This is a genomic window from Paenibacillus sp. GCM10027628 (genome assembly GCF_042676385.1).
Taxonomy (GTDB): domain Bacteria; phylum Bacillota; class Bacilli; order Paenibacillales; family NBRC-103111; genus Paenibacillus_E.
On the sequence record NZ_JBHTHA010000034.1, the window covers coordinates 1 to 22,827 of the forward strand.

17 protein-coding genes are annotated in these 22,827 nt (G+C 46.5%); all 17 read left to right on the forward strand.

Annotation, left to right across the window (positions count from 1 at the left end):
• The first annotated feature begins 120 nt into the window (after positions 1-120).
• The gene (locus ACFQZT_RS22270; protein WP_379303221.1) at positions 121-300 is read left to right on the forward strand and encodes a hypothetical protein; all 180 of its coding nucleotides are present in this window, start codon (positions 121-123) and stop codon (positions 298-300) included.
• 521 nt (positions 301-821) lie between these two features.
• Positions 822-1,880, forward strand: coding sequence for a stage II sporulation protein D (gene spoIID, locus ACFQZT_RS22275; RefSeq protein ID WP_379303223.1), 1,059 nt, complete (start codon positions 822-824; stop codon positions 1,878-1,880).
• A gap of 92 nt (positions 1,881-1,972) precedes the next feature.
• The gene (locus ACFQZT_RS22280) at positions 1,973-2,716 is read left to right on the forward strand and encodes a peptidoglycan DD-metalloendopeptidase family protein (protein WP_379303226.1); all 744 of its coding nucleotides are present in this window, start codon (positions 1,973-1,975) and stop codon (positions 2,714-2,716) included.
• A 158-nt stretch (positions 2,717-2,874) separates the two neighbouring features.
• On the forward strand, positions 2,875-3,165 hold the full coding sequence (spoIIID, locus tag ACFQZT_RS22285) for a sporulation transcriptional regulator SpoIIID (protein WP_188178074.1): 291 nt from the start codon (positions 2,875-2,877) through the stop codon (positions 3,163-3,165).
• Between the two features lie 167 nt (positions 3,166-3,332).
• Positions 3,333-4,334: a rod shape-determining protein gene (gene mreB, locus ACFQZT_RS22290; protein ID WP_379303228.1), complete on the forward strand. Its 1,002-nt coding sequence runs from the start codon at positions 3,333-3,335 to the stop codon at positions 4,332-4,334.
• Between the two features lie 30 nt (positions 4,335-4,364).
• The gene (locus ACFQZT_RS22295) at positions 4,365-5,258 is read left to right on the forward strand and encodes a flagellar hook-basal body protein (protein WP_379303230.1); all 894 of its coding nucleotides are present in this window, start codon (positions 4,365-4,367) and stop codon (positions 5,256-5,258) included.
• A gap of 23 nt (positions 5,259-5,281) precedes the next feature.
• Positions 5,282-6,148, forward strand: coding sequence for a flagellar hook-basal body protein (locus tag ACFQZT_RS22300; RefSeq protein WP_379303232.1), 867 nt, complete (start codon positions 5,282-5,284; stop codon positions 6,146-6,148).
• 28 nt (positions 6,149-6,176) lie between these two features.
• A complete protein-coding gene (locus ACFQZT_RS22305) occupies positions 6,177-6,395 on the forward strand; it encodes a DNA-directed RNA polymerase subunit beta (protein ID WP_379303234.1) in 219 nt (72 codons plus the stop codon).
• A gap of 100 nt (positions 6,396-6,495) precedes the next feature.
• The gene (locus ACFQZT_RS22310) at positions 6,496-7,020 is read left to right on the forward strand and encodes a CDP-alcohol phosphatidyltransferase family protein (protein WP_379303236.1); all 525 of its coding nucleotides are present in this window, start codon (positions 6,496-6,498) and stop codon (positions 7,018-7,020) included.
• 168 nt (positions 7,021-7,188) lie between these two features.
• Positions 7,189-7,617, forward strand: a complete 429-nt coding sequence (gene fabZ, locus ACFQZT_RS22315) for a 3-hydroxyacyl-ACP dehydratase FabZ (RefSeq protein ID WP_379303238.1) — start codon at positions 7,189-7,191, stop codon at positions 7,615-7,617.
• A gap of 32 nt (positions 7,618-7,649) precedes the next feature.
• Positions 7,650-9,344 (forward strand): phospho-sugar mutase, encoded by a 1,695-nt coding sequence (locus ACFQZT_RS22320; RefSeq protein WP_379303240.1) that lies wholly within the window; start codon positions 7,650-7,652, stop codon positions 9,342-9,344.
• A 209-nt stretch (positions 9,345-9,553) separates the two neighbouring features.
• A complete protein-coding gene (locus tag ACFQZT_RS22325) occupies positions 9,554-11,602 on the forward strand; it encodes a DUF5693 family protein (RefSeq protein ID WP_379303242.1) in 2,049 nt (682 codons plus the stop codon).
• The gene (gene csaB, locus ACFQZT_RS22330) at positions 11,581-12,765 is read left to right on the forward strand and encodes a polysaccharide pyruvyl transferase CsaB (protein ID WP_379303244.1); all 1,185 of its coding nucleotides are present in this window, start codon (positions 11,581-11,583) and stop codon (positions 12,763-12,765) included. The genes ACFQZT_RS22325 and csaB overlap by 22 nt, the downstream gene beginning before the upstream one ends.
• A 46-nt stretch (positions 12,766-12,811) precedes the next feature.
• Entirely contained in the window at positions 12,812-13,600 is a 789-nt protein-coding gene (locus ACFQZT_RS22335; RefSeq protein ID WP_379303246.1) for a WecB/TagA/CpsF family glycosyltransferase, read from the forward strand.
• Between the two features lie 132 nt (positions 13,601-13,732).
• On the forward strand, positions 13,733-14,842 hold the full coding sequence (locus tag ACFQZT_RS22340; protein WP_379303253.1) for an MraY family glycosyltransferase: 1,110 nt from the start codon (positions 13,733-13,735) through the stop codon (positions 14,840-14,842).
• A 249-nt stretch (positions 14,843-15,091) separates the two neighbouring features.
• A complete protein-coding gene (locus ACFQZT_RS22345) occupies positions 15,092-19,093 on the forward strand; it encodes an S-layer homology domain-containing protein (RefSeq protein WP_379303248.1) in 4,002 nt (1,333 codons plus the stop codon).
• A 1,066-nt stretch (positions 19,094-20,159) separates the two neighbouring features.
• Positions 20,160-22,827 (forward strand): S-layer homology domain-containing protein (locus ACFQZT_RS22350; protein ID WP_379303250.1); only part of this gene is annotated, 2,668 nt, incomplete at its 3' end.

The following is a 22,827-nucleotide window of genomic DNA, read 5'->3' on the forward strand; positions in this document are numbered from 1 at the left end:
TCGTCTTTTTATCGTTTCTCTTAGCTACTCCGAAAAACTAGAAGTTTTTCAGTGGCCTCGGTCCCTAGTGGGGCCGTTTTTTTTTATTTTATAGAAAGTATAAGTTTTAGGGGAGGACTTGTGACGCTGATACGATACGCTAACGATGTTATTCAGCGTTTCGGACGTAAAAGTAAATGGAAACGAGTGAATAGTGATATTTTCCATCGTTACAGAGTAGAAAAAGGCAGCGTGGTGAGCCAGAGCGAAGCAATAGCGATGTTTTTCATCGCTACAGACGTAAGACAAAATGGAATATAGCCTATAGTGATGTTTTCCATCGTTATTGATTTGAAGAGGGCAGATGCCATACCTATTTTTCGCCTAAGTCGCAAACGTATTTACAACGCAAAAGGACCGCTAGGGAAGACCTTAGCGGATTTTTTTATTTCAGGGCGTCTAGCTTAGCTAGGTGCCAACTAGTTGCTTTGTAGCAGACAGTGGAATTTATCCAACAGAAAGGGCAAGTGTCGATAAGCTGAAATGTCATGTTGGAAAATATCCAATGGATTCATTTTCGAGCACCATCATTACCTCTCTTAAGGAAGATAAGACGGTATGAAATCCAATTAGGAAGGCTTAAAACTTCCAAAATAAGTATGTTTCACTGGATAAAATCCAATCCGCTCTCGTAAATTAATCATGTATTCACCTGAATTATTATCTATTTGCCTATCGACTAATAGCAGACTGATTCCGTGTTCTATTCTAGTAACCCCTCTCATAAGATGAGGTATAGCTAAACTACCTGCTAGCGACCGCAGTTATGGAGGCACTAGACGATGTACAAGAAGAATAAGGCTCTGAAGAAGAGACTGAACGGCAGGGTCATCCTCTGGATGGCTGTTTGCTTGTCGACCATGCTAAGCGTCACTATCATAGTTCCTGGATTGCTAGTCAAGAAGATTCCCCAGAACAGTACCCCCGTCCACACCGGCACGAGCGACTTGCCCGTTCAGACTACGGAACAAGGCCTGATGGTCCCTGTGTATTTAACCAAGCAAGCTAAGATTGAAACCGTTCCGTTGGAGCAGTACGTCAAGGGCGTGCTTGCCGCCGAAATGCCGATTGAATTCGAGCTGGAAGCGTTAAAAGCGCAGGCGATGGCCGCTCGCACTTACGTGGTGCGCAGAGTGCTGGATAAGGATTACAGCAATATGCCTGTTGGTGACGCGCTAGTGACGGATACAACGGCTCACCAAGCTTATTTAAGCGAGCAAGAACTGCGGGATAAGTGGGACAAGAGCACGTATGAGGCCAATATGGCCAAAATCGATAGAGCGGTAAACGAAACGAAAGATAAGATTATCACCTATCAGCATCAGCCGATTAATGCCACCTTTTTCTCTACGAGCAACGGGTATACCGAAAATTCGGAGGACTATTGGCCATTCAAAAGCCCCTATCTTCGCAGTGTCCCCAGTCCTTGGGATATCAAGCTATCCCCGCGTTACCAGGAAACCGTCCAGATTAGCTATAAAAGCATGCTCCAAAAGCTGGGAGTAACCAGCATCGCCACCGTCAGTACAAGCTCGAAGGGAATGAAAGTGCTAGAATGGTCGGCAGGGCATCGCATTAAAAGCATGATGATCGGCGGCAAAACCTTCTCCGGCCGTGAAGTGCGAGAGAAACTAGGACTGGCTTCCTCTCAGTTCGCGTGGAAATGGAAAGGCGCGCAGCAGATTGAGTTTACGACCTATGGATATGGGCATGGGGTCGGTCTTAGCCAATGGGGCGCAAACGGGATGGCCAAGGAGGGCAAGACGGCTGAGCAAATCGTAGCCTACTATTACACTGGCATCTCTATCGAAAAAGCAACCCCATTCGTCCAAAAATCTTAAGAGGAATTATATCTTTACCGTTTCTATAAAAATATCTTTTTCCAAGTATAAAACCTTTAAATGTGTCAAGAATGGTTGATGAGGTGATAACCATGAATGATCAAAACAAAGGTTTTCAAAAGGAAGAAGCTCCTAAAACTGCACAAGGAGCACAAGGCACTACATCTGCATGGAAGAGGTTGCTTGCTAAGAAGTGGGTATTCCCAGCAACGTATGTGGCAGCAGCGGCAATTATCTTAACCTTAATGTGGGTGTACCAAGACGCCGGAAAGAAAACAGTCAGCCAAGAAGATCTGGGTATTAAGGTTAGCAGCAATGACAAAGCGACAGACGGCACCAAAGCTCCTGACAACTCGGTAGCGGTATCCGCACAAACCGAAACGATGGGCTGGCCTTTAAAAGACAAGGCGCAAGTTACCGTATCCATCCCGTTTTATGACACCAACGCTAGCAATGAAGTGAAGCAGGCGGCTATGATTCAATACGGAGATAATCAGATGACGCCGCATACGGGTATCGATTGGAAAGCAAAAGATGGTTCCGCTTTTGACGTGCTGGCTGCGATGAGCGGCAAAGTAACAGCTGTGGATCAGAACCCGGTTGTCGGCAATCTCGTCGAAATCACACACAACAATGGATTAGTAACCATCTACCAAAGTTTGGCTGACGTGAAAGTAACCAAAGGCGCGGATGTGAAAAAAGGCGATGTGATCGCCAAAGCGGGACGTAACGAATTCGAAAAAGAAGACGGTGTACACTTGCACTTCGAAGTCCGCCAGGGCATTGACGGCGCAGCCGTGAATCCGGATACGCTTTTGAACGAAAAACAGCAATAAGCCTACATAGGGTGAAAGCAGCGGGTCTATCCTGCTGCTTTTTTGCGTTATTTTAAAATAAATGTGCGAATTCGGCTTGTCAGGCTTGGCTACGTAGAATATCTAGTCATGCCCCTCATATAATGTACCAAACTATCTCGAGTAGGGAGGCGAGGGGAGTGCACGATTACATCAAAGAGCGGACCATTAAAATTGGTACTTGTATCGTCGAGACCAAGAACACGGTTCGCACCATTGCTAAGGAATTCGGCGTTTCCAAAAGCACGGTGCACAAGGATTTGACGGAACGGCTGCCGGAAATCAACCCGGACCTGGCCAATCAGGTCAAGCACATCTTGGAGTATCACAAATCCATCAGGCACCTCAGGGGAGGAGAAGCAACCAAAATCAAATACCGTAAAACGCGCAGCCCTAAGTCCTCCGAAAACTTAGTCACCGTCAAATCTTGACGGTTCCAACATCCGTGAAAGCTTCCTTTTAATGGACATGTCGAAATTTCACAAAAAAAAGAGGAAATTATGCATTTATAGCGAATTTAGCTTATAATTAGAACTATATATAAGAGCGCCGATTCTTCACGGGATGGACGGTTTAGTTTAGGGAGGATTAACTTGAAATGTTAAGCAAGGATATTGGAATAGATCTCGGCACGGCGAATGTGCTCATCCACGTAAAAGGACGCGGCGTCGTGCTCGATGAGCCTTCCGTAGTGGCAATTGAAAGCGATACGAAGCGGGTGCTTGCCGTTGGCGAGGAAGCCTTCCGCATGGTAGGCCGGACACCGGGCAACATCATCGCGATTCGTCCTTTGAAGGACGGGGTTATCGCAGACTTTGACATTACGGAAATGATGTTGAAGCATTTTATTGCCAAAGTGGGGGGCAAGAGCTGGTATTCTCATCCGAGAATTCTCATATGCGCCCCTACCAACATCACCTCGGTCGAGCAAAAGGCGATTCGCGAAGCGGCGGAACGCAGCGGTGCCCGAGAGGTATTCATGGAAGAAGAGCCTAAAGCGGCAGCCATTGGCGCCGGCATGGACATCTTCCAGCCTAGCGGCAATATGGTCGTAGATATCGGTGGAGGAACGACGGACGTCGCTGTCTTGTCCATGGGCGACATCGTCACCTCCTCCTCCATCAAAATCGCGGGGGACAAGTTCGATACGGCCATTACGAAGTATATCAAAAATAAGTACAAGCTCCTTATTGGGGAACGGACGAGCGAAGATATTAAGATCAAGATCGGAACGGTATATCCACACGGCAGAGATGAAGAGATGGATATTCGCGGAAGAGATATGGTATCGGGCTTGCCGCTCACAATCACGATTCATTCCAGCGAAGTGCAAGAAGCGCTCTGGGATCCGGTATCATCCATCGTGACAGCAGCGAAGAGCGTACTGGAGCGTACACCTCCAGAGCTTTCGGCTGATATCATCGATAGAGGCGTCATTCTGACAGGCGGCGGAGCATTGCTGCATGGTTTGGATCAGCTTCTCGCAGATGAGCTTAAAGTGCCTGTTCTTATTGCGGAAGATCCGATGTCCTGTGTCGTTAAAGGAACGGGCATTATGTTGGATAATTTGGATAAAGTAAGCAAACGCAAATTCAATTAATGCATACCCATACTACCTAAGAGGTGAAATATGCTAAGAGGATTGTACACTGCGGCTTCGGGGATGATTTCTGAGCAGCGACGGCATGATACGATTACGAATAATATTGCCAACATTAATTCGCCGGGTTTTAAACAAGGCAATGCGCTGTCCCGTTCGTTCCCGGAGATGCTCATTTCCACGATTCGCGGTGGACAAGGCGCCTCGACGGCTCCGCTTGGGAAATTAAACACCGGGGTGTTCTCCGAAGAGAACATTTCCTTACATACACAGGGTGACCTGCAGGAAACGCAAAATCCGTTCGACTTTGCACTGGTCTCCAACATTCAAGTGCCGGGCGTAACCTTCGATTCATCAGGCAAATCCGTAAATGCAGACGGAACGCGTACGTTCCAGCCACAGGCTTTATTCACGGTTTTAGATGCTAATGGCGAGCAGCGTTATTCCCTTAACGGCAAGTTTACCGTGGATACGGCAGGCGATCTGGTCAACGCGAACGGTAACCTTGTGGTCGGACGAGATGGTCAACCGATTCGTCTTATCGACGGGACAGGCCAGCCGATTCATGCATTCAAAGTGACGGACAAAGGCGAATTCCTGGACAGTAATGGCCAGCAGTTAGTTGATGCTGCAGGAAGGCCGATCGGCCTGATGCTCTCCCGAGCAGAGAACCCTAACCTGCTTCTTCGCGAAGGAAACGGTTTGTACCGCATTAATCCCGGTGATGAAGCGACCATTACCCAAGTTGCTGCAGGCGATCAGGTAGAGGTGCGGCAGGGATTCGTTGAGCGTTCTAACGTGGATTCTGCGCAATCCATGGTCGATATGATGTCGGCCCTGCGTGCTTATGAAGCGAACCAGAAAGTCATTCAATTCTATGATAAAAGTATGGATAAGGCCGCCAACGAAGTAGGACGCGTATAATCCAGCCCGCGAAGGAGTAGTCCATGAACAATTCCATGATCAACTCATCGGTATCCATGCACAGCTTACAGCAAAAGCTGGATATTCTTTCGAATAATATAGCGAATGTGAATACGAACGGTTTCAAAAAGAAGGAAGCTTCTTTTGAGGACGTACTGACGAATGTCAAAGGCCAACCGGAAGGATTCCGCCAGCAGGGCCGGTTCTCGCCACTCGGCTTCAACCAAGGATGGGGCTCCCGTTTGGTGCAAATTCAGACGAACTTGGCTCAAGGTCCGATCCAGTCAACAGGCAATGCGACGGACTTTGCGATTCAGGGGGATGGGCTGTTCGAGGTTGCTATCAGCAAGATTGATGCGAACGGCAATCAAGTATTTCAACCGGCTTGGACCCGCAACGGTGCATTTAACCTAAGCCCGGACAAGAATGGCAATACAGTTCTTACGACCAAAGAGGGTCACTTCGTAACGGGTTCCGACGGGAATCCGATCCGGGTTCCGAATGGGTACCGTGCAGTCGTTGATCCGGATGGAGCCGTGAAAGGTTACAATCAACAAGACCCAACCGCAGCGCCTGTTAATTTGGGTGAAATCAAGTTGGTTCGCGTTGTCCGGCCGCAGCTTTTGAAGGATTTAGGCGATAATCTATACACGCTGCCAGCTGGTATTACGGCTGCTGAGCAAGCTAACGTTTTGCAGACGGTCAACGGTACGGCCAACAACGATGCGAATCGTGTAACGCTTATGCAGGGGTATCTGGAGCAATCCAACGTAACCCTATCGGATGAAATGACAGATTTGGTCATGGTTCAGCGCGCCCTTCAGCTCAACTCCCGAGCTATTACTTCTTCGGATCAGATGATGAACATGGCGAACAATTTGCGCGCCTGATAGAGGAAAGGGAGGGATATGGCTACATATGACGGACAAGCCTACTCCAAAAAAGAAGAAACCACAGCCGAAATGGCTGAAAATTACGTTACTTGTTCTCAAAATCATTCGTGTTCCCGTCTTAGCTGTGCTGGCCGTGTTCATCGGCCTCTGGATCGGTTATAGCAAGTTGGGCCATCAGCCGGCTTCGGAAATTTTCCATATGAGCACATGGCGGCATTTGTACGAGCTGGTCTTTGCGAAATAACCCAAACTCCCTCGCGGGAGTTTTATTTTTTGGAAAGCAGCGGTATAATGAATGAAGGTTTAGGATCGTCTTATCGATTTCACGGCACGGGAGGGGTACCTTGAATATACCGAACATGCTTACGATCAGCAGGTTTGTCCTGATCCCTGTCTACCTCATGTTCTTCTTCAATGGCTATATCAAAATCGCCTTCCTCATCCTGCTCCTTGCGGGACTTACGGATATTCTAGACGGTTACTTGGCGCGAACTAGGGGACTTATTACCCAGGTGGGTGTGATGCTAGATCCGCTTGCAGACAAAAGTATGATGATTACCGTGGTGCTATCGCTGTTAATATCCGGGATGATTCCTTGGGAAGCCGCTGCCGCCATGTTTATTCGTGATCTGGGGATGATTATCGGCTCCGCATTCTTTCATTTTCGAGGCAAGCTGACGGTTCCCGCCAATGTGATGGGTAAATTAACGACCGTCCTTTATTATCTGGCCATATTATTTATCGTTTTTGATTTAACCTTCGCGTTGACGTATCTGTGGTTCGTCATTTTAGTTTCGTTCCTTACGTCCATCATCTATATTATTCAGTTCCTCTTATTAAACCGTAAAGATAAAGCCGAGCACCTTTAACATTCCCATGTGGATGAAAAAGAGCCTATGTATCGACCAGCCAATCAGGCCTATACATAAGCTCCCTTATATCAACCTTCACTTCCTGCAGTTCGTGAAGGGACAACATTATTGTAAGTTGTTACCTTGTATTTTATGCAAGTATTTTGAAAGGAGACATCCGTGTTTATGCTAGATATTAATCAAATTCAAGAGATTATTCCCCATCGCCCGCCATTCCTGTTGGTCGACCGGATTTTGGAGGTAGAAGAGGGTGTTAGAGCGGTTGGCATTAAAAATGTAACGATGAACGAGCCGTTTTTTACCGGACATTTTCCGGGGTATCCGGTAATGCCAGGAGTGCTGATCGTCGAAGCGCTGGCGCAAGTAGGCGCTGTAGCGGTTTTATCTATGCCGCAATACAAAGGGAAAATCGGTTTGTTCGCAGGCATCGACGGCGTACGTTTCCGTGAGCAAGTGGTACCGGGGGACACATTGACCCTTGAGATGACCATTACCCGAGTTAAAGGAACCGTGGTAAAAGGCCAAGCTGTAGCGAAAGTAGGCGACAAGGTGGTAGTCGAAGGCGAGCTTATGTTCGCCCTTGCTAATAAATAATACATAGACTAAAGGAGATGAACCTGACAACTATGACGCGTGTGCAAACTCAATACCAACTATGGCTGGATGACCCAGCAATCGATGCTCGAACCAAGGAAGAACTTCAATCTATTCGTGAAGATGCAAAAGAAATCGAGGATCGATTCTACAAAGACTTGGAATTCGGCACAGGCGGACTGCGGGGTGTCATTGGCGCCGGTACAAATCGGATCAACATTTATACGGTTGGTCGTGCGAGCCAAGGTTTAGCGCAATTTGTGCGCGGAACGGGTACTGCTGCTCCTTCCATTGTTATTGCTTACGATTCGCGTCATATGTCGCCGGAGTTCGCGCTAGAAGCGGCTCTCGTATTTGCAGGAAACGGCGTTAAAGCGTATGTATTTGAAGCGCTGCGTCCGACGCCGCAGTTATCTTTTGCGGTTCGCTACTTGGGAGCGACGGCCGGTGTCGTTATTACTGCAAGTCATAATCCGCCGGAATATAACGGATATAAAGTATACGGATCAGACGGCGGACAGTTTGTTCCAGTGTTTGCCGAGCAGGTCATTGCAGAGGTTCAGAGTGTAGATTCCTTTGCGAAGGTGAAGAAGTTGACGAAGGCTGAAGCCGAGTCGCAAGATCTTCTTCAGTGGCTGGGTGAAGAGATTGATAAGAAGTACGTAGAAGCTGTTACAGCGGTCAGTCAAAATCCCGATATCATCAAGCAAATCAGCGATGATTTCAGGGTCATTTTTACCCCGTTGCATGGTACAGGAAACTTACCTGTTCGCGAAGTGCTGAAAGCTGTAGGCTTCGGCCAAGTGCGCGTCGTAGCGGAGCAAGAGCTGCCGGATCCGCAGTTCTCCACCGTCAAATCGCCGAACCCTGAGGAAAGAGAGGCCTTCACGATCGCCATTGCGCAAGCTAAGGACTGGGATGCCGATATCATTATCGGAACGGATCCGGATGCGGACCGTATGGGGGCGGTAGTGAAAGATCCGAATGGTGAATATGTCGTACTGACGGGCAATCAATCGGGTGCCATTATGGTGAACTACTTACTCGCGAGCTTGAAAGAGCGTGGAACCTTACCTGCAAATGGCGTAGTGATCAAGACAATCGTGACCAGCGAAATGGGAGCGGTTATCGCGAATCATTACGGAATCCCTACATTAAATACGTTAACCGGCTTTAAATATATCGGGGAAAAAATGACGCAGTTCGAGCAGACAGGTGAACATACGTTCCTGTTTGGATATGAAGAAAGTTATGGCTATTTAGCGGGCGATTATGCGCGAGATAAAGATGCTGTGATTGCAGCGATGCTCATATGCGAAGCGGCAGCTTACTACAAGAAGCAGGGCAAGACCTTGTACGATGTTCTGCAGGAGCTTTACGAATCCTTTGGGTACTTTTTGGAAAAACTTGAATCAAAGACGCTCAAAGGAAAAGACGGCGTGGAACAAATCGGCCGAATCATGGAAGCGTGGAGAACGAATCCGCCTACTGAGATTAATGGGATCAGCGTGACGGGCGTCGAGGATTACGAACAAGGCATTCATGGTCTCCCTCGGGAAAATGTGCTGAAGTTTAAACTGGCGGATGGATCGTGGTTTTGTTTGCGCCCTTCCGGTACCGAGCCGAAAATCAAATTTTATTTTGCGGTCCGAGGATCGACAGGTCCCGGGGCTTCGAAGCAATTGGATGGTATTATTCAATATGTACTCAGCCGTGTAGACGGGTAAAGTAAGATAAGGAAATAAGATGGAATGAACCTCTTTAGAACCTAAGTCGGGTGTAGGTCGTCTAATGAATTGTGGAAACCAGTCCGCTTTCATTGGACCTATTACCCAGGCTTTCAGTTCTGGAGAGGTTTTCAAATGTAAAAGGGAAAAGATACAGCAATTTCTTACGAAGAAAGCTTTCCAAAGGAAAGCTCTAAGGAGTGGACAACTTGGCTCAGTGGTATAAAACATGGAATAATCCTGTGAAAAATGTATTATGGTGGCTTGTTATTATCGGCATGCTAAGCTCGCTGCCCTTAGCTTACGCCCGCCATCAGACGGAAACGTCCGCCAATAAGGTGGAATTTGTATTTAATTATCGCAACCTGCTCGATATCGCTGATATCCAGACAAATCCTCAAAACTTTGTTGCAGATCAACTGAAAAATATGAAGGCGGCAGGCATAGGCTCGATGTCCGTTTTCGAGAGCACGCTTAATGAGCTAAGAGAGAGCCGTCGGATTGAGATGTTTAATTCGCGCGACGCCATGGCCATGATGCAAACCTTCGGCGATCCGAACGAGAATTACACCTATATTCTGTTTGCGGACAGCGCTACTCAGCAGAAGCTGGAGCCGATGATTCAAAAAACATTTAGCGATTTAAAAGTAGCAACAAAACCATGGAATTTTAAGAACAAAAGCGGGCTTATCATCCAAATGAGCATGGACGATGCGTCCATCAAGACGATGGACCCAGACCCGATGAGTATACAAATGTTGAAGGAGCAAGGGTTCCAGATCGTGGTGAGGCTCTCAAACCGCAGACCTTTTGTGACCAATGATATGGACCGGTTGTTGAAGCAGCTCCACGACCTCGGCGTGAAACGAATGATTGTAGATGGCAACGAAGTTCCGGGCTATACGGAAGAGAATACGGAAGTAAACCTGAAAAAAATGGCAGAACTTCTTCATAAAAATGGAATTGGCCTAGCAGCCATTGAACTCTTGAAGGAACCGCAAAAAGGATTTGATACCTTAGCGAAGGAAACCAATTACAATGTCGTTCGTCTTCATTCCTTTACAGACAAAGACGGAGAAAAGCTCACGGAGCCATTGAAAAAGGCCGATTTGGCTGATCGGATCCAAGGCGTCGCGGATCGATTCGTGCTCGCTGTGAAAGATCGCAACATTCGCATGGTTTATCTGAACGCTAAACCGGTAAAAAGTCTGGATAAAGGCAAGCTTGTAGATCCGTTATCCGCGCTTTACGATAGCTTGCAGGGCAAGGACGGAGCGATACCAAGAATCGAGAAAGAAGGATTTAAATTAGGACCTGCTGAACCGTTTACGGTAAAAACGACAGGTTGGCAAAAAGTAGCCCGAGTGTTAATCCTCATCGGTGGGGTTAGTCTAGTCGTGCTTACCGTTTCTTTCTTCATTCCAGAGGCAACTTTATTCCTTTTCGTCTTAGGCTTGCTTGGCGCTGCGGCTTTACACGTGCTTTCGGCGAATTTGTATGCGCAAGGACTTGCGCTAAGTACGGCCATTTGCGCACCAAGCGTTGCCGTTATGCTTGCGATCCGCTCGGTACGATCCGGAGCAGCGGCTAATTGGAAGTCAGGACTAGCTTACGGATTGTGGCAACTTGTTAAGACATCGGCGATATCTCTAATCGGGGTCGCCTATGAAGTGGCGCTGCTCAATCACATTTCGTATTCGCTTGTTCTGCAGCAATTCAGAGGTGTAAGCTTGCTGCATCTGCTGCCAATCGCGATTGTCGGGCTGTATTTGCTCTTCTTCAGCGAGAAAACTACGTATGCGGAGAAGTGGGGGAAAGTTCGAAGTGTATTTGCTTCGAATATCAGCGTGCTGTGGGTTGTGACAGCAGTGATCGCGATCGCAGCGATCTATTATTACTTATCGCGAACAGGTAACGAAGGACAAGCTTCTTCATTTGAAAAACTGTTCCGATCTTTCTTGGAAAATACACTGCGTGTTCGGCCACGAACGAAAGAGTTCTTGTTCGCCCACCCGGTCTTCTTGGTCGGCGCGTATCTCGCAGTTCGCTATAAAAATGCGGTTTATCTGATGTTCATTGGCGTGATCGGGCAGCTTTCCATTGTCGATACGTTCGCGCACTTGCATACACCGCTGCATATCTCGCTCATCCGTATTACGTATGGTGTGGTATTCGGTGCTCTGATCGGGCTCGTATTCATAGCCATTTGGGAAATTGTTGCAAGGAGTTGGAAACGATGGGCCCCACAGTTAAAATAGCGCTATCCGGCTACTACGGATTCGATAATAGCGGCGATGAAGCTGTGCTCCAATCGATTTTACTTGCCTTGCAGGAGCAAGGACAGGCCAAAGGGATCCGGATCGAACCTATCGTGTTGTCGGCGAATCCGGAAAAAACGTCACAAATGTACGGTGTAAAAGCGTACCATCGGATGAAGCCCGGCGCTTTGTTTCGCGCCTTGCGCGAAGCGGACGGCCTAATAAGTGGTGGCGGCAGTTTGCTCCAGGACGCCACGAGCGCCAAGACGATTCCGTATTACTTGGCGGTTTTGAAGCTGGCGCAGTGGCTGGGCAAGCCGACGTTTGTGTATTCGCAAGGCATCGGCCCGGTGAACTGGCGAATATTCGATGGCTGGATCCGCGGCGTGTTTAAGCGCTGCCGGTATGTGTCGGTCCGCGATACGGAGTCCGCGGACTTGTTGGGTCGGATGCGCCTCCCGCGGGAGCGCATTGAGGTTGTGCCCGACCCGGTCATGGGCCTGCCGCTGCGCGAGGCGCGCAGCGCGGCAGGGCCCTCGGCCGGGCCGGGCCAGACGGACGCTGCTGCGCAGGCGTCCGGCGGGGGTTCGGGCGCGGCTGATGGCGCGCCCGCTAGCGTGCGGACGGTCGGCGTGTCCGTCCGCTTCTGGAACCAGGACCGCTCAGAGCTGGAAGCTCTCTCGCGGTCCTTGGCCCTGCTGCTCGCAGCCCGCACCGATGTGCGGCTGCGGTTCTTGCCCTTCCACCTCCCCTCGGATGAGGTGGCGTCGCAGTTCGTGATCGACCGGCTGGGCGATCACGGAGGTCGGGTGGAGATGGCGCGAGGCGTCGTCCATCCGCAGGAAATGCTGGAGCAGGTCGCGAGCTGCGACCTGCTGATCGGGATGAGGCTGCATTCCTTGATCTATGCAGCCTCGCAGTATGTGCCTATGGTCGGCATCTCGTACGATCCGAAGATCGACCAGTTCCTCCATAGGCTCGGCATGCAAGCCGCGGCATCGACTGCACGCTTCGATGCAGAAGCCTTCACCGAGGAAGCGTTGCGCCTCCTCGACGGCAGAGCCGAGTGGGCGGCGTCCCGAACCGCCGCCATCGAAGAGCTGAAAGCGCAGGCGCAGCGCCCCGCGCAGCAAATCGTTTCCTTTTATATAATTCACAAATAAAAAGAACCAAATGTCCGATTCCAACGTCATAAAGGATGAGAGATTTATGAGTCTAACAACAACTGCAACTCCTGCGGCAGCCTTGACTGCCAGCACGATACCGAAAGTACGCATATATGGCGTTCCGATTTCCAAAATGGGAATGAAGCAAACCGTCGCCTATTTGACGGGCGTGATCGAGCAGAGACAACCGCATCAAATCATTACCGCGAATCCGATTATGGTGATGGCCGCTCAAGACGATCCTGCTTATTTACGCATGATGCAGGAAGCCGAGCTGATCGTTCCCGACGGTACCGGTGTCGTTTGGGCTGCTAATTATGTGGGAGAGCCCGTCGCTGAGCGAGTCCCAGGGTATGATTTGCTTCATGAACTCATGAAAGTCGGAGAGCCGCGTGGCTGGAAGGTTTACCTGCTGGGTGCATCGGCTGAGGTCATCCAGGCTGCAGCTAATCGACTTCGCACTTCCTATCCGGGAATCGAGCTGGTCGGCGTGCGCGATGGGTATTTTGGTGCTGAACAGGATGCTGAAGTCATAGCAGACATCGTTCAGGCTGCGCCCGATCTTCTTTTTGTAGGAAGATCTGCAGCCAATCAGGAGCCTTGGATCGCCAAATATAAGGAACAACTTGGCGTTCCGATTATGATGGGCGTCGGCGGAAGTTTTGACGTCTTATCGGGCAAGCTAAAAAGGGCGCCGCTTATTTTTCAAAAACTTCGTTTGGAGTGGTTCTACCGCCTTCTGCAGGAGCCTTGGCGCTACAAGAGAATGCTTATACTTCCGAAATTCGCATTGAAAGTCATGCGCGAAAAAGAGAAAGTCACAAAACCATGAAAAAAACTATGAAAATTACCTGAAAAAGGTCATTTCAGACAAAATTAGCAGTGGTATTTGCGGACAATTCGGAGTATAATTCATTTCGGCGGATGCCTGCCACCCAAGACAAGAGGAGCTGTGAAGAAGAAGATGTATGGATTATATGCGATTGGGTTTATCGCTTCGTGCTTAATGGCGCTGCTGCTGACACCCCTGGTCAAAAAATTTGCCTTCTGGGTAGGAGCCGTTGATGCCCCGAACCACCGTAAGGTACATACTCGAATTATGCCGCGTCTCGGAGGATTAGCGATATTCCTTGCGTTTGTCGGAGCCTATTTCGTCATCTCTCCAGCACTCGATGTGGTCAACTCGGATGCAGCGTTCGGCTTGCTGATCGGGGGATTCGTGATCGTCGTCACGGGGGCCTTGGATGACCGTTTCCAACTTTCGCCCAAATGGAAGCTGCTTGGACAGCTCATTGCCGCTTGCATCGTCGTCGCATTCGGTTTGAAGATCGACCTTGTTAACATTCCATTCGGAACGACTAACTTCAACATTGGTTGGTTAAGTATTCCAATTACAATATTATGGATCGTTGGCGTGTCAAACGCCATCAACCTGATCGACGGCCTAGACGGTTTGTCTGCCGGTGTATCCGGTATCGCTACGACAACAATTCTGGTTTTGGCACTTATGATGGGTAACGTTACAGTTATTCTACTCAGCGTGATTTTACTAGGAAGTATTGTAGGCTTTATGTTCTTTAATTTCCACCCGGCCAAAATATTCATGGGCGATTCCGGCGCCTTGTTCCTGGGCTTCGCCCTAGCGACGTTATCAATTCTCGGCTTTAAACAAGCCGCTGTCGTCTCTTTACTAATTCCGATCATGATCCTAGGCGTGCCCTTATCCGATACCTTTTTCGCGATCATGCGTCGTTATGTTAATAAATTACCGATCTCAGCACCTGACAAAAGCCACCTGCATCACTGCTTGCTGCAGCTCGGCTTCAGCCATCGTACAAGCGTGCTGATCATCTACGGTATCGCTCTAGTATTTGGCGGCAGTGCAGTTGCCTGCTCTGTGTTTATCTCCCAAGACTTCACGTGGGGATTAGTGATGATCATCGTAGCCCTATTCCTGGTAATGCTCGTAGGTGCCGAAGCCATCGGCATTATCAGCAAGAGCCGCAAACCTATCTTGAACTTCTTCCAGCGATTGCTCCGCAAGCCTGTTCAGAGCGATCGTATGGGTAAATAATAGTCATTATATAAATTTAAAACCCAGTCCAATGCGACTGGGTTTTTCTTGCTTTTTATGATTTTTTTTCTTGCTCTAAACATTTCTTGCGAATCAACCGATAAGAAAGATACAACAACTTTTGGCTCATGGCCGCGTCTAATGATGTAGAACGATGTAGAAAATTTGGAGGGGATTTGAAGACTAGAATAGACATTTAGCAAGTGATAAAGAGTGAACAAGAAACATTCACATAAGGAGGAACCTTCTTTGAAACTGTTAAGCAAGAAATGGACAAGTATTGCGTTAGTCCTCAGCATGCTAGTGGCGCTTTTGCTGCCGCTTACCGTTAATGCAGCATCAACAATCAATATTACAAACTTAGTTACACATGTGGATCCGCTTGACACAGCAACCGACAGCGCGGTTCAAAGGTTTACTCAGAATCCGATCAACATCACAGCTGATATCAGCGGCTTTTCTGCTGACCAGATTTCGAGCATTTATTATGAAATAGTTAACGTTAATACGGGTGTGACAGCTTCGAATACAGTGAATAAGCCTGTCTTAAGTTCAACTAACAGCACGGAGATAACGTTTAACAATGTACAGCTTTCAGAAGGTCTAAATAAAATTACGCTTAAATATGGAGCGTCAAGCGCAGTCGCTTCTCTTCCTGGATGGGCTTATTTTACGCCTGTCGCTAACATATCCAATTTGCAGGTCAATGGGGCTACTTTTGCAGATAATGGAACGTACCCGACGCAGGCACCGTATTCTAATGTCATCATAACGGGATCTGCACCTAACGCAACGGAAGTTAGCGCGACTGTAGCGGGCACGACCTATTCGGCGTCTGCTTTTACTAATGGCAATTTCACTTTTATTGCGAACTCAGGCAGATCATCGGATATGACTTTTTCTCCCGGGGATAACCTGATTACTTTTATCGCGAAGAATTTAACAAACTCCTATACAACCCAAAAGCCATTTGTTTATGATAACGGAAAAGCATTTGCATATAATGCAAATGTTCTGGCACAAAGTGCTGCAAGCACAACCGTTCAAAACTTGTATACCGTTCCCACAGTAAATAAGAACAGTAATGATAATGTTACAGTAAAAGCGTCTATCAAAAATCCGATATCATCCGGGACTGCAACGGATTACGTGTATATGGACGTTACCGTTTTAGGATTGCCGAACTTTAAAATTCATTATGATTTTACCCAGCCTGGCGCTGCTGGCTCGAATCCTGCTATTAGCGGGGGATTAAATCCTAACGTAGCTACTACGCCAACCAATACAACGATTTCAAACAATGCTGGCAAGAGCACAAGTGCATATAATATTTATGACTTCTCTTCCGATTTGCCGGTAAACACCAACAGTTCGTATCAACAAGTGTTGTTTACATTTGTAAATGCCGGAGGAGTACCCACTCAGACTACTTATACGTATTACTTTTTGGATCCAAATGTCGCATACACCGATCACGTTGCTCAGCAATTTACGTCAACTAATGGAACCACTTCCTATGAAGTCAACCTTAATGCCTCGGGATCGTCGTCGATTAATCAGTTCCCTGCCGCGTTAAACATCTATACAAATTCAAAGACTAGTAGCATAAAGGTTCAGGTGGGAGGAAGCTATTATAACGATGCAACCTCTACTGACTATGACAGTACAAACAAGGTATACAAAACGAATGCTACTACAATTAAAGATGCTCAGGGTAATTTCCTTAATAAAACAACCGTCAATCTTCAAGGTATACAAGATGGACCGACAACACTGACCATTATACCTTATGACTCAACCGGCAATAGCTCTCCAGCCGGAATAAAGCAATACAATGTAAATATTGCAAGCTCTCCTTATGTGATTGTAACAAACCTGTTTAATGGAAAAGTCGTATCTAATCCAGGATTGTTTTCATGTCCGGGAAGTGCTGCAGGATCAGGACCATGTGTATCAGGTCGTCTGGTTAACTTGCCTTATAGCGAATATAAGAATGTAAAATTAACAGTCAACGACAATCCGATTCCGCTTCAGGTGCAAAGCGCTGCATCTCCTGCTACAGGGGATATGATCTTTAAAGATGGAACCTTTATTATTCCGAAAAGTGCATTCAACACTGTACCTGCAACCAACCCGGCTAGCACTTATTTTGACGCAAGCGGAAAGAAGAGCATCAAGTTCAATCTCTATCTCAACGGTCAGCTTGTAACATCGACCAACATTGATGTATTTGTTCTAAGCGATGCATCGCCATTAATTAGCACTTTCATGCCAACGCAATCGCCGAATGCGCCTACTGCCCAGTTTACACCGGGTACATTGCCGGATTCGTACACCACTAATGCGAGTGAGCTACAATTAAAGGGAACAATTTCAAACGTTGATATAAGCGTGGCGTCCGGCACGTCTACTACGTCTCCGTCTTCTAAATGGTCTTTGACCGTTACAGCTCCTGGTGGAACCCCGACCCCATTAAGTGTATCGATGGTGGTGGGCAGCTTTCAGCAAGATCAGACCGATTTGAAGAAATTTACTGAGGATTTTAAATTAAGCACTCCTTATGTACTGCCAAGTGGCGTTTATGGAGATTTCGTATTCCAGTTAAATGCTACCAATGCATCCGGAGTTACAACAAATAAAACGGTTACGATTACCCGGCAACCTGTAGCGTATGTCGTTATTCAGCCATCGTTATTAATTAAAAACGCAAGCAATCAGGATCAGGCTAATATTAACTCCAACTATCAGAATATTATCATTCAAGCTGATAATGCAGACAGTGTCCTATTTGGTAAAACAGCGGGAACACTGGTTTCTGGGACAACTAATCAGTTCCAATTTGAGGCGACAAATTTAAAAGCAGGATCGAACGTAATTACTTTCGTTGTAAACCGTGGAACAACGAAAACAAATGGTACGTTGGTGCTTAACAATCAAAATGCGGCAATCGAAGGCGCCCAATTCAAATCTTTGCTTAATTCCAAGATGAATGTATTTAATGGAAAAATGCAACTTGCTTTCCCAGCGGGTACAAAATTGATGCGGAATGACTTTACACAATCCGTAGATAATCAATTTATTACTTCGGATCGGAAATTGTTGTTTGGGATTGCCAGTATGCTTGACGGACGTGTCGATAAAACAGTTGAAAACTCTTCAACGCCTGGGGCTTCACTTCTGATCGAAACATCAGGAAGATTCAAACCAGCCAGTCAGCGATATTGGATTGATGCAGGTTCTATTCCTTATACATCTCTTAATAACGCAAATCAATTACAGCCTTCTCTAACGGGCAGCGGGACTTTGCCAAATTCGACTGGTGGACAACAATTTTATAACCGCGGTTATACGGATCAGGTAGTACCGACGCAATCTGGGCAGCTAACTTTAAGTTTTGATCAGAGCATTCGGGCAGATTCCAGTAAGTATATTGCTGTATTTCAATATGGGACCTTTTTAAACCCTGGGGATCCTACCATTATCAATAATACGGCTAATCAACAGCAGAAATGGGTAAATCTTGGTGGTGTAGTCAATACGAAAAACAATACGATCACTGTACCTATCACAAGTTTCGGTTATTTCCAAGTTATGTATATGGATAATAGCTTTACCGATGTTACTAACCATGCCTGGGCAAGAGATGATCTGGATACCTTGTATTCCAAGGGATATATGCAGAACAAAGTGACTGGGTTATTCATGCCGGATGATCCCATCTCACGTGGTGAATTTGTTACAATGCTTGTCAATGCTATCGGTATTCCTTTGATCAATACAGATACATCAACGAATATAACGAGTCCAACTGATCCAAATTACTCAGGAACATTTGGAGATATTCGTAGAGGCGTTGCAAATCCATTGTATGATTTTATGCATATTGAAGCTGCTGCTAGAGCCGGATTAATCAGGGGAGCGGCACAAGGTGTGTTCTTGCCTAATAACTCTATTAGTCGGCAGGATGCTGCAGTGATCATTGCAAGAGCTATGGAGTTAAAACTCACTTCTACGGAACAAGCTTCTTTGGCTGCCTTGCAGAAACAATTTACAGATGCAGGAAGTGTTGATATCTATGCTGTGCAATCAGTAGAAGCTGTTGCGAAGGCAGGCTTTATACAAGGCGTACCAAATGCCCTCCTTCCGGGACAAAAGAAAGCAACTTCCAGCTTCGATCCAACAGGCACCTTCACCCGCGCACAAGCAGCGGAAGTAACGATTCGAATTCTTCAAAAACTAAAGAAAGTTTAATGTTGCGTACGGATCCCTGATGTAATGAATCAACAAAAGAAAATACCTTATATGAAAAATAGACTGTGTCTGAAATCTGGACACAGTCTTTTTGTGTTTTGAAATCACTTTTTCATGTAATTTTAAGTGATTTTTTATCTAGCTTTCAGCTTCAATTCTCAATTTGTTCATAAATCGGTAGTAAGCTATTTCTAGGCGAATTTAAAGAGTGATAGGACTAGATTCAATGGAAAATTCTTATCAATGAATTCGCGAATAGATGATAGTATACTCAATTTGTAGCCGAGGTGATAGACGAGTAGCTACATGAAAGTATGCGCGCAAGACGCAGTCGCCCTGTTGGTTATAAGTTTTTATAACAAAAACTTCAAAATATTAGGAGGAAACAAACCCTTATGAAGAAGACTTTATCCGTCGTACTTACATCTGCAATGGCTTTGTCGATGTTCTCTTCCGTAGCATTCGGTAAAACATCCGCAGACTTCACAGATCTGAAAGATCTTGATGCAGCAACACAAGCCAAATTTGACGCGATGATCAGCGCCGGTATTTTTGACGGCGTAAGCGACACAACATTTGGTCTGAAAGACGAAATGAACCGCGCACAATTCGCAAAAGTAGCAGCCTTNAGTAGAGTCCAAGCAAACTAACAAAAACAAGTTATTGCAGGGAAAAATAGTCATTGTTTTGATTTCAACTTCCCTACAAGTTCATCAGCAGCGGTAATGTAACTGTAGATCAAAATGGTGTAATCAATGCAAGTGCGGCCATGTACGACATTTGATCTTACAGCAAACGCTGTGATTGTAATTAACTAATTTAGTAACTTATACAAGTTAAATCAAAGCAAGTAATAATCCTATTGAAATATAAATACAAGTACTCGAAGTATAGCACTGGAAATTTCTTATCAATGAATTCATGAATGGATGGTAGTATACTCAATTTGTAGCCAAGGTGATAGACGAAAAGCTACACGAAAGTATGCGCGCAAGACGCAGTCGCCCCGTTGGTTATAAGTTTTTATAACAAAAAACTTTCAAATACTTAGGAGGAAACAACCCTTATGAAGAAAAGCTTATCCGTAGTGCTTTCCGCAACAGTAGCGCTGTCGATGTTCTCTTCCGTGGCATTCGGTAAAACATCCGCAGACTTCACAGATCTGAAAGATCTTGATGCAGCGACGAAAGCCAAATTTGATGCCATGATTTCAGCTGGTATTTTTGATGGTGTGACGGACACAACATTTGGTCTGAAAGACGAAATGAACCGCGCACAATTCGCAAAAGTAGCAGCCTTGATCATGGGCCTTGATGTGAACAAAGACTTGAAAACATCAAGCTTTACTGACGTTAGTGTGGACGATGCAGCCAACGGTTATGCATTGCCTTACATCGAAGCGTTGAAAACAGCTGGCGTAACAGACGGCGTAACCGATACTACGTTTGATCCAGCTGGTAAAGTAACAAAAGAACAATTGGCGACATTCTTGGACCGTGTATTGGGTAAAGACGCTGATGCAAAAGCAAAAACAGGTACAGACGCAACGGTTTCCGGTTGGGCACAAGGCTATGTAGCTCTTGCACTTGAGCTGAAACTGCTTCCTAACGGCGCAGACGGCACATTTGGCGGCCAAGCGAACGCAACTCGCGACCTGCTGTTAACTGGCGCATACGAAGCCAAACAACAATATGTACCAGCTGGTAAAGTATCTGTAACTGACGCGAAAGCAGCAGGTGTTCAAACTGTTACTGTTAACTTTAACAAGCCAGTAGATACTGACAAAGCGAAATTGGCTTTAACGAAAGGTACTGTTGCTGTAGCAACGACTGCGAAATTCGCAGACGACAAGAAATCCGCTACATTGACTCTGACTGACACCAAGCTTATGGCTGGTGACTACACTGTAACCATGAGCGGCTTGGATGCAGCGGCTGTCGATAAAACAACAGCTACATTTACAGCTCAAGACGAGCAAGTACAAAAAATTGAGTTTGTTACTGCAAGCGATACGATCGCAAAAGCTACTAACACTCAAGTTAAGTTGAAAGCTACTAACCAATACGGAGAACTTGCTTCCGCATCTGCTGGAAACTACAACTTCTATGGTGATGTTGTAAAGCTTACTAAGAACACTGATGGTTATTTGATTGCAACAATCAATTCTAACAACGCAACTGCTGGTGTTGGTATTGTTACTGCAACGATTACCAACAATGATAGCCATGTAACAGCAACTAAGAACTTTACTGTCGGAACTACTCCGATTCTTTCGAAAGTAGAGCTTGGCACACCGGTTTACTCTAATGGCACAGCCATTAACGGTACTGGTGACAATGCTAAATTTGCACTGAACTTCTTTGACCAATACGGTAGCTTAATCAGCTATGACACAATTACAGCTAACGCTTGGAACCCGACTTTAGTCTGGAATGACTACACAGATGCTGCAACTTACGCTATGGAAGACGACGGAAACGGCAACCCTGTGTTGAAAATCTCCTTGACTAAGAACGTTGATAAGAGTGGAGATTTCACGTTTACGTTCATCGATCAAGCGGCATCTTCAACGGGTAAGGTATCGATCAAGTCGGCAAAACTTGCAACGAAGGTTCAAATTGGCAACGTTGACGACGTTATCGCAGCAGGCGACAATGATGCTTACGTACCGCTCATCGCATACGATGCTGCTGGTAACCAGTTGAGCGCAGACGATATTGTCAGCACAGAGAACCAAAACCAGATCCGAATCAGCTCAAGCACTGGTACTGGTAACTTCTCGCTCGAAACTGTAGGTTCACACAAAGGTCAGATCCATTTGACTAACATCCCTGCACAGAAAAACGGATCTATCTCGGTAAGTGCATTTATTGCTACTTCTAATGTATCAAGCAGTGACACTAAGAACTTTACTGTTCAAGCAGCACGTATTCCGGATCACATTAAAGAGGTAACTGCTCCTGGAAAGCAACTTCTTCCGGGTGGTTCTACTGCATTCCAATACACTGTAATTGACCAGTACGGCAAGCAACTTGATACCTTGAACAGTGTTGATTCGAATGGTAATGTTGTTACAAGCGGTGGCAACTCTTATAGCGTAACTGTAACTGCAAGAACTTATACGCCGCAATACACTGGTACTCCAGCAGTATTCACAGGATATGCGAGTGCCCCTGATTCAAACGTTGCGGTTGGTACTAGCTTGAATGGCACAACTCCGATGCTGATTACAGCTGATAACGACGCTGTTGTAAACAGCACTGGAAGCCAAGCTGTATTTGCAAGCAGTGCGACTCCAACTACGATTACTGATGTTAAAGCATTCAACGGTAACACTTACCGCTTTGCAGCAGCTAATGTAGCGAATGCTAAGAACTACAAAACAGATTTAGTTGTGACGATTTTGAAGAACGGCACAGATGAAATGAATAAACTTACAAGAACTGTAACAGTTGCTGACTCGGCATCCACGGATATCACTTATTCGGTAAACAGTGTTGCAACACTTTGGAATGCTAAAGACAGCGGCATAGTTGATAATGCAGCATACGGTGCTTCCCCTGTTTACAACGGAGACAATGACGGAACGAATGTTCTTGGAAAGAACACTCAGCTGAGCGCAAACAGCATGCTTGGTCGTGAAGTAACGATCTCCGCTAAGAATGCTGCTGGTGAAGTAGTGGGTCTGCCAAAACGAATTCTTTCTATTTCTTCTTCCGATACAAATGTAGCTA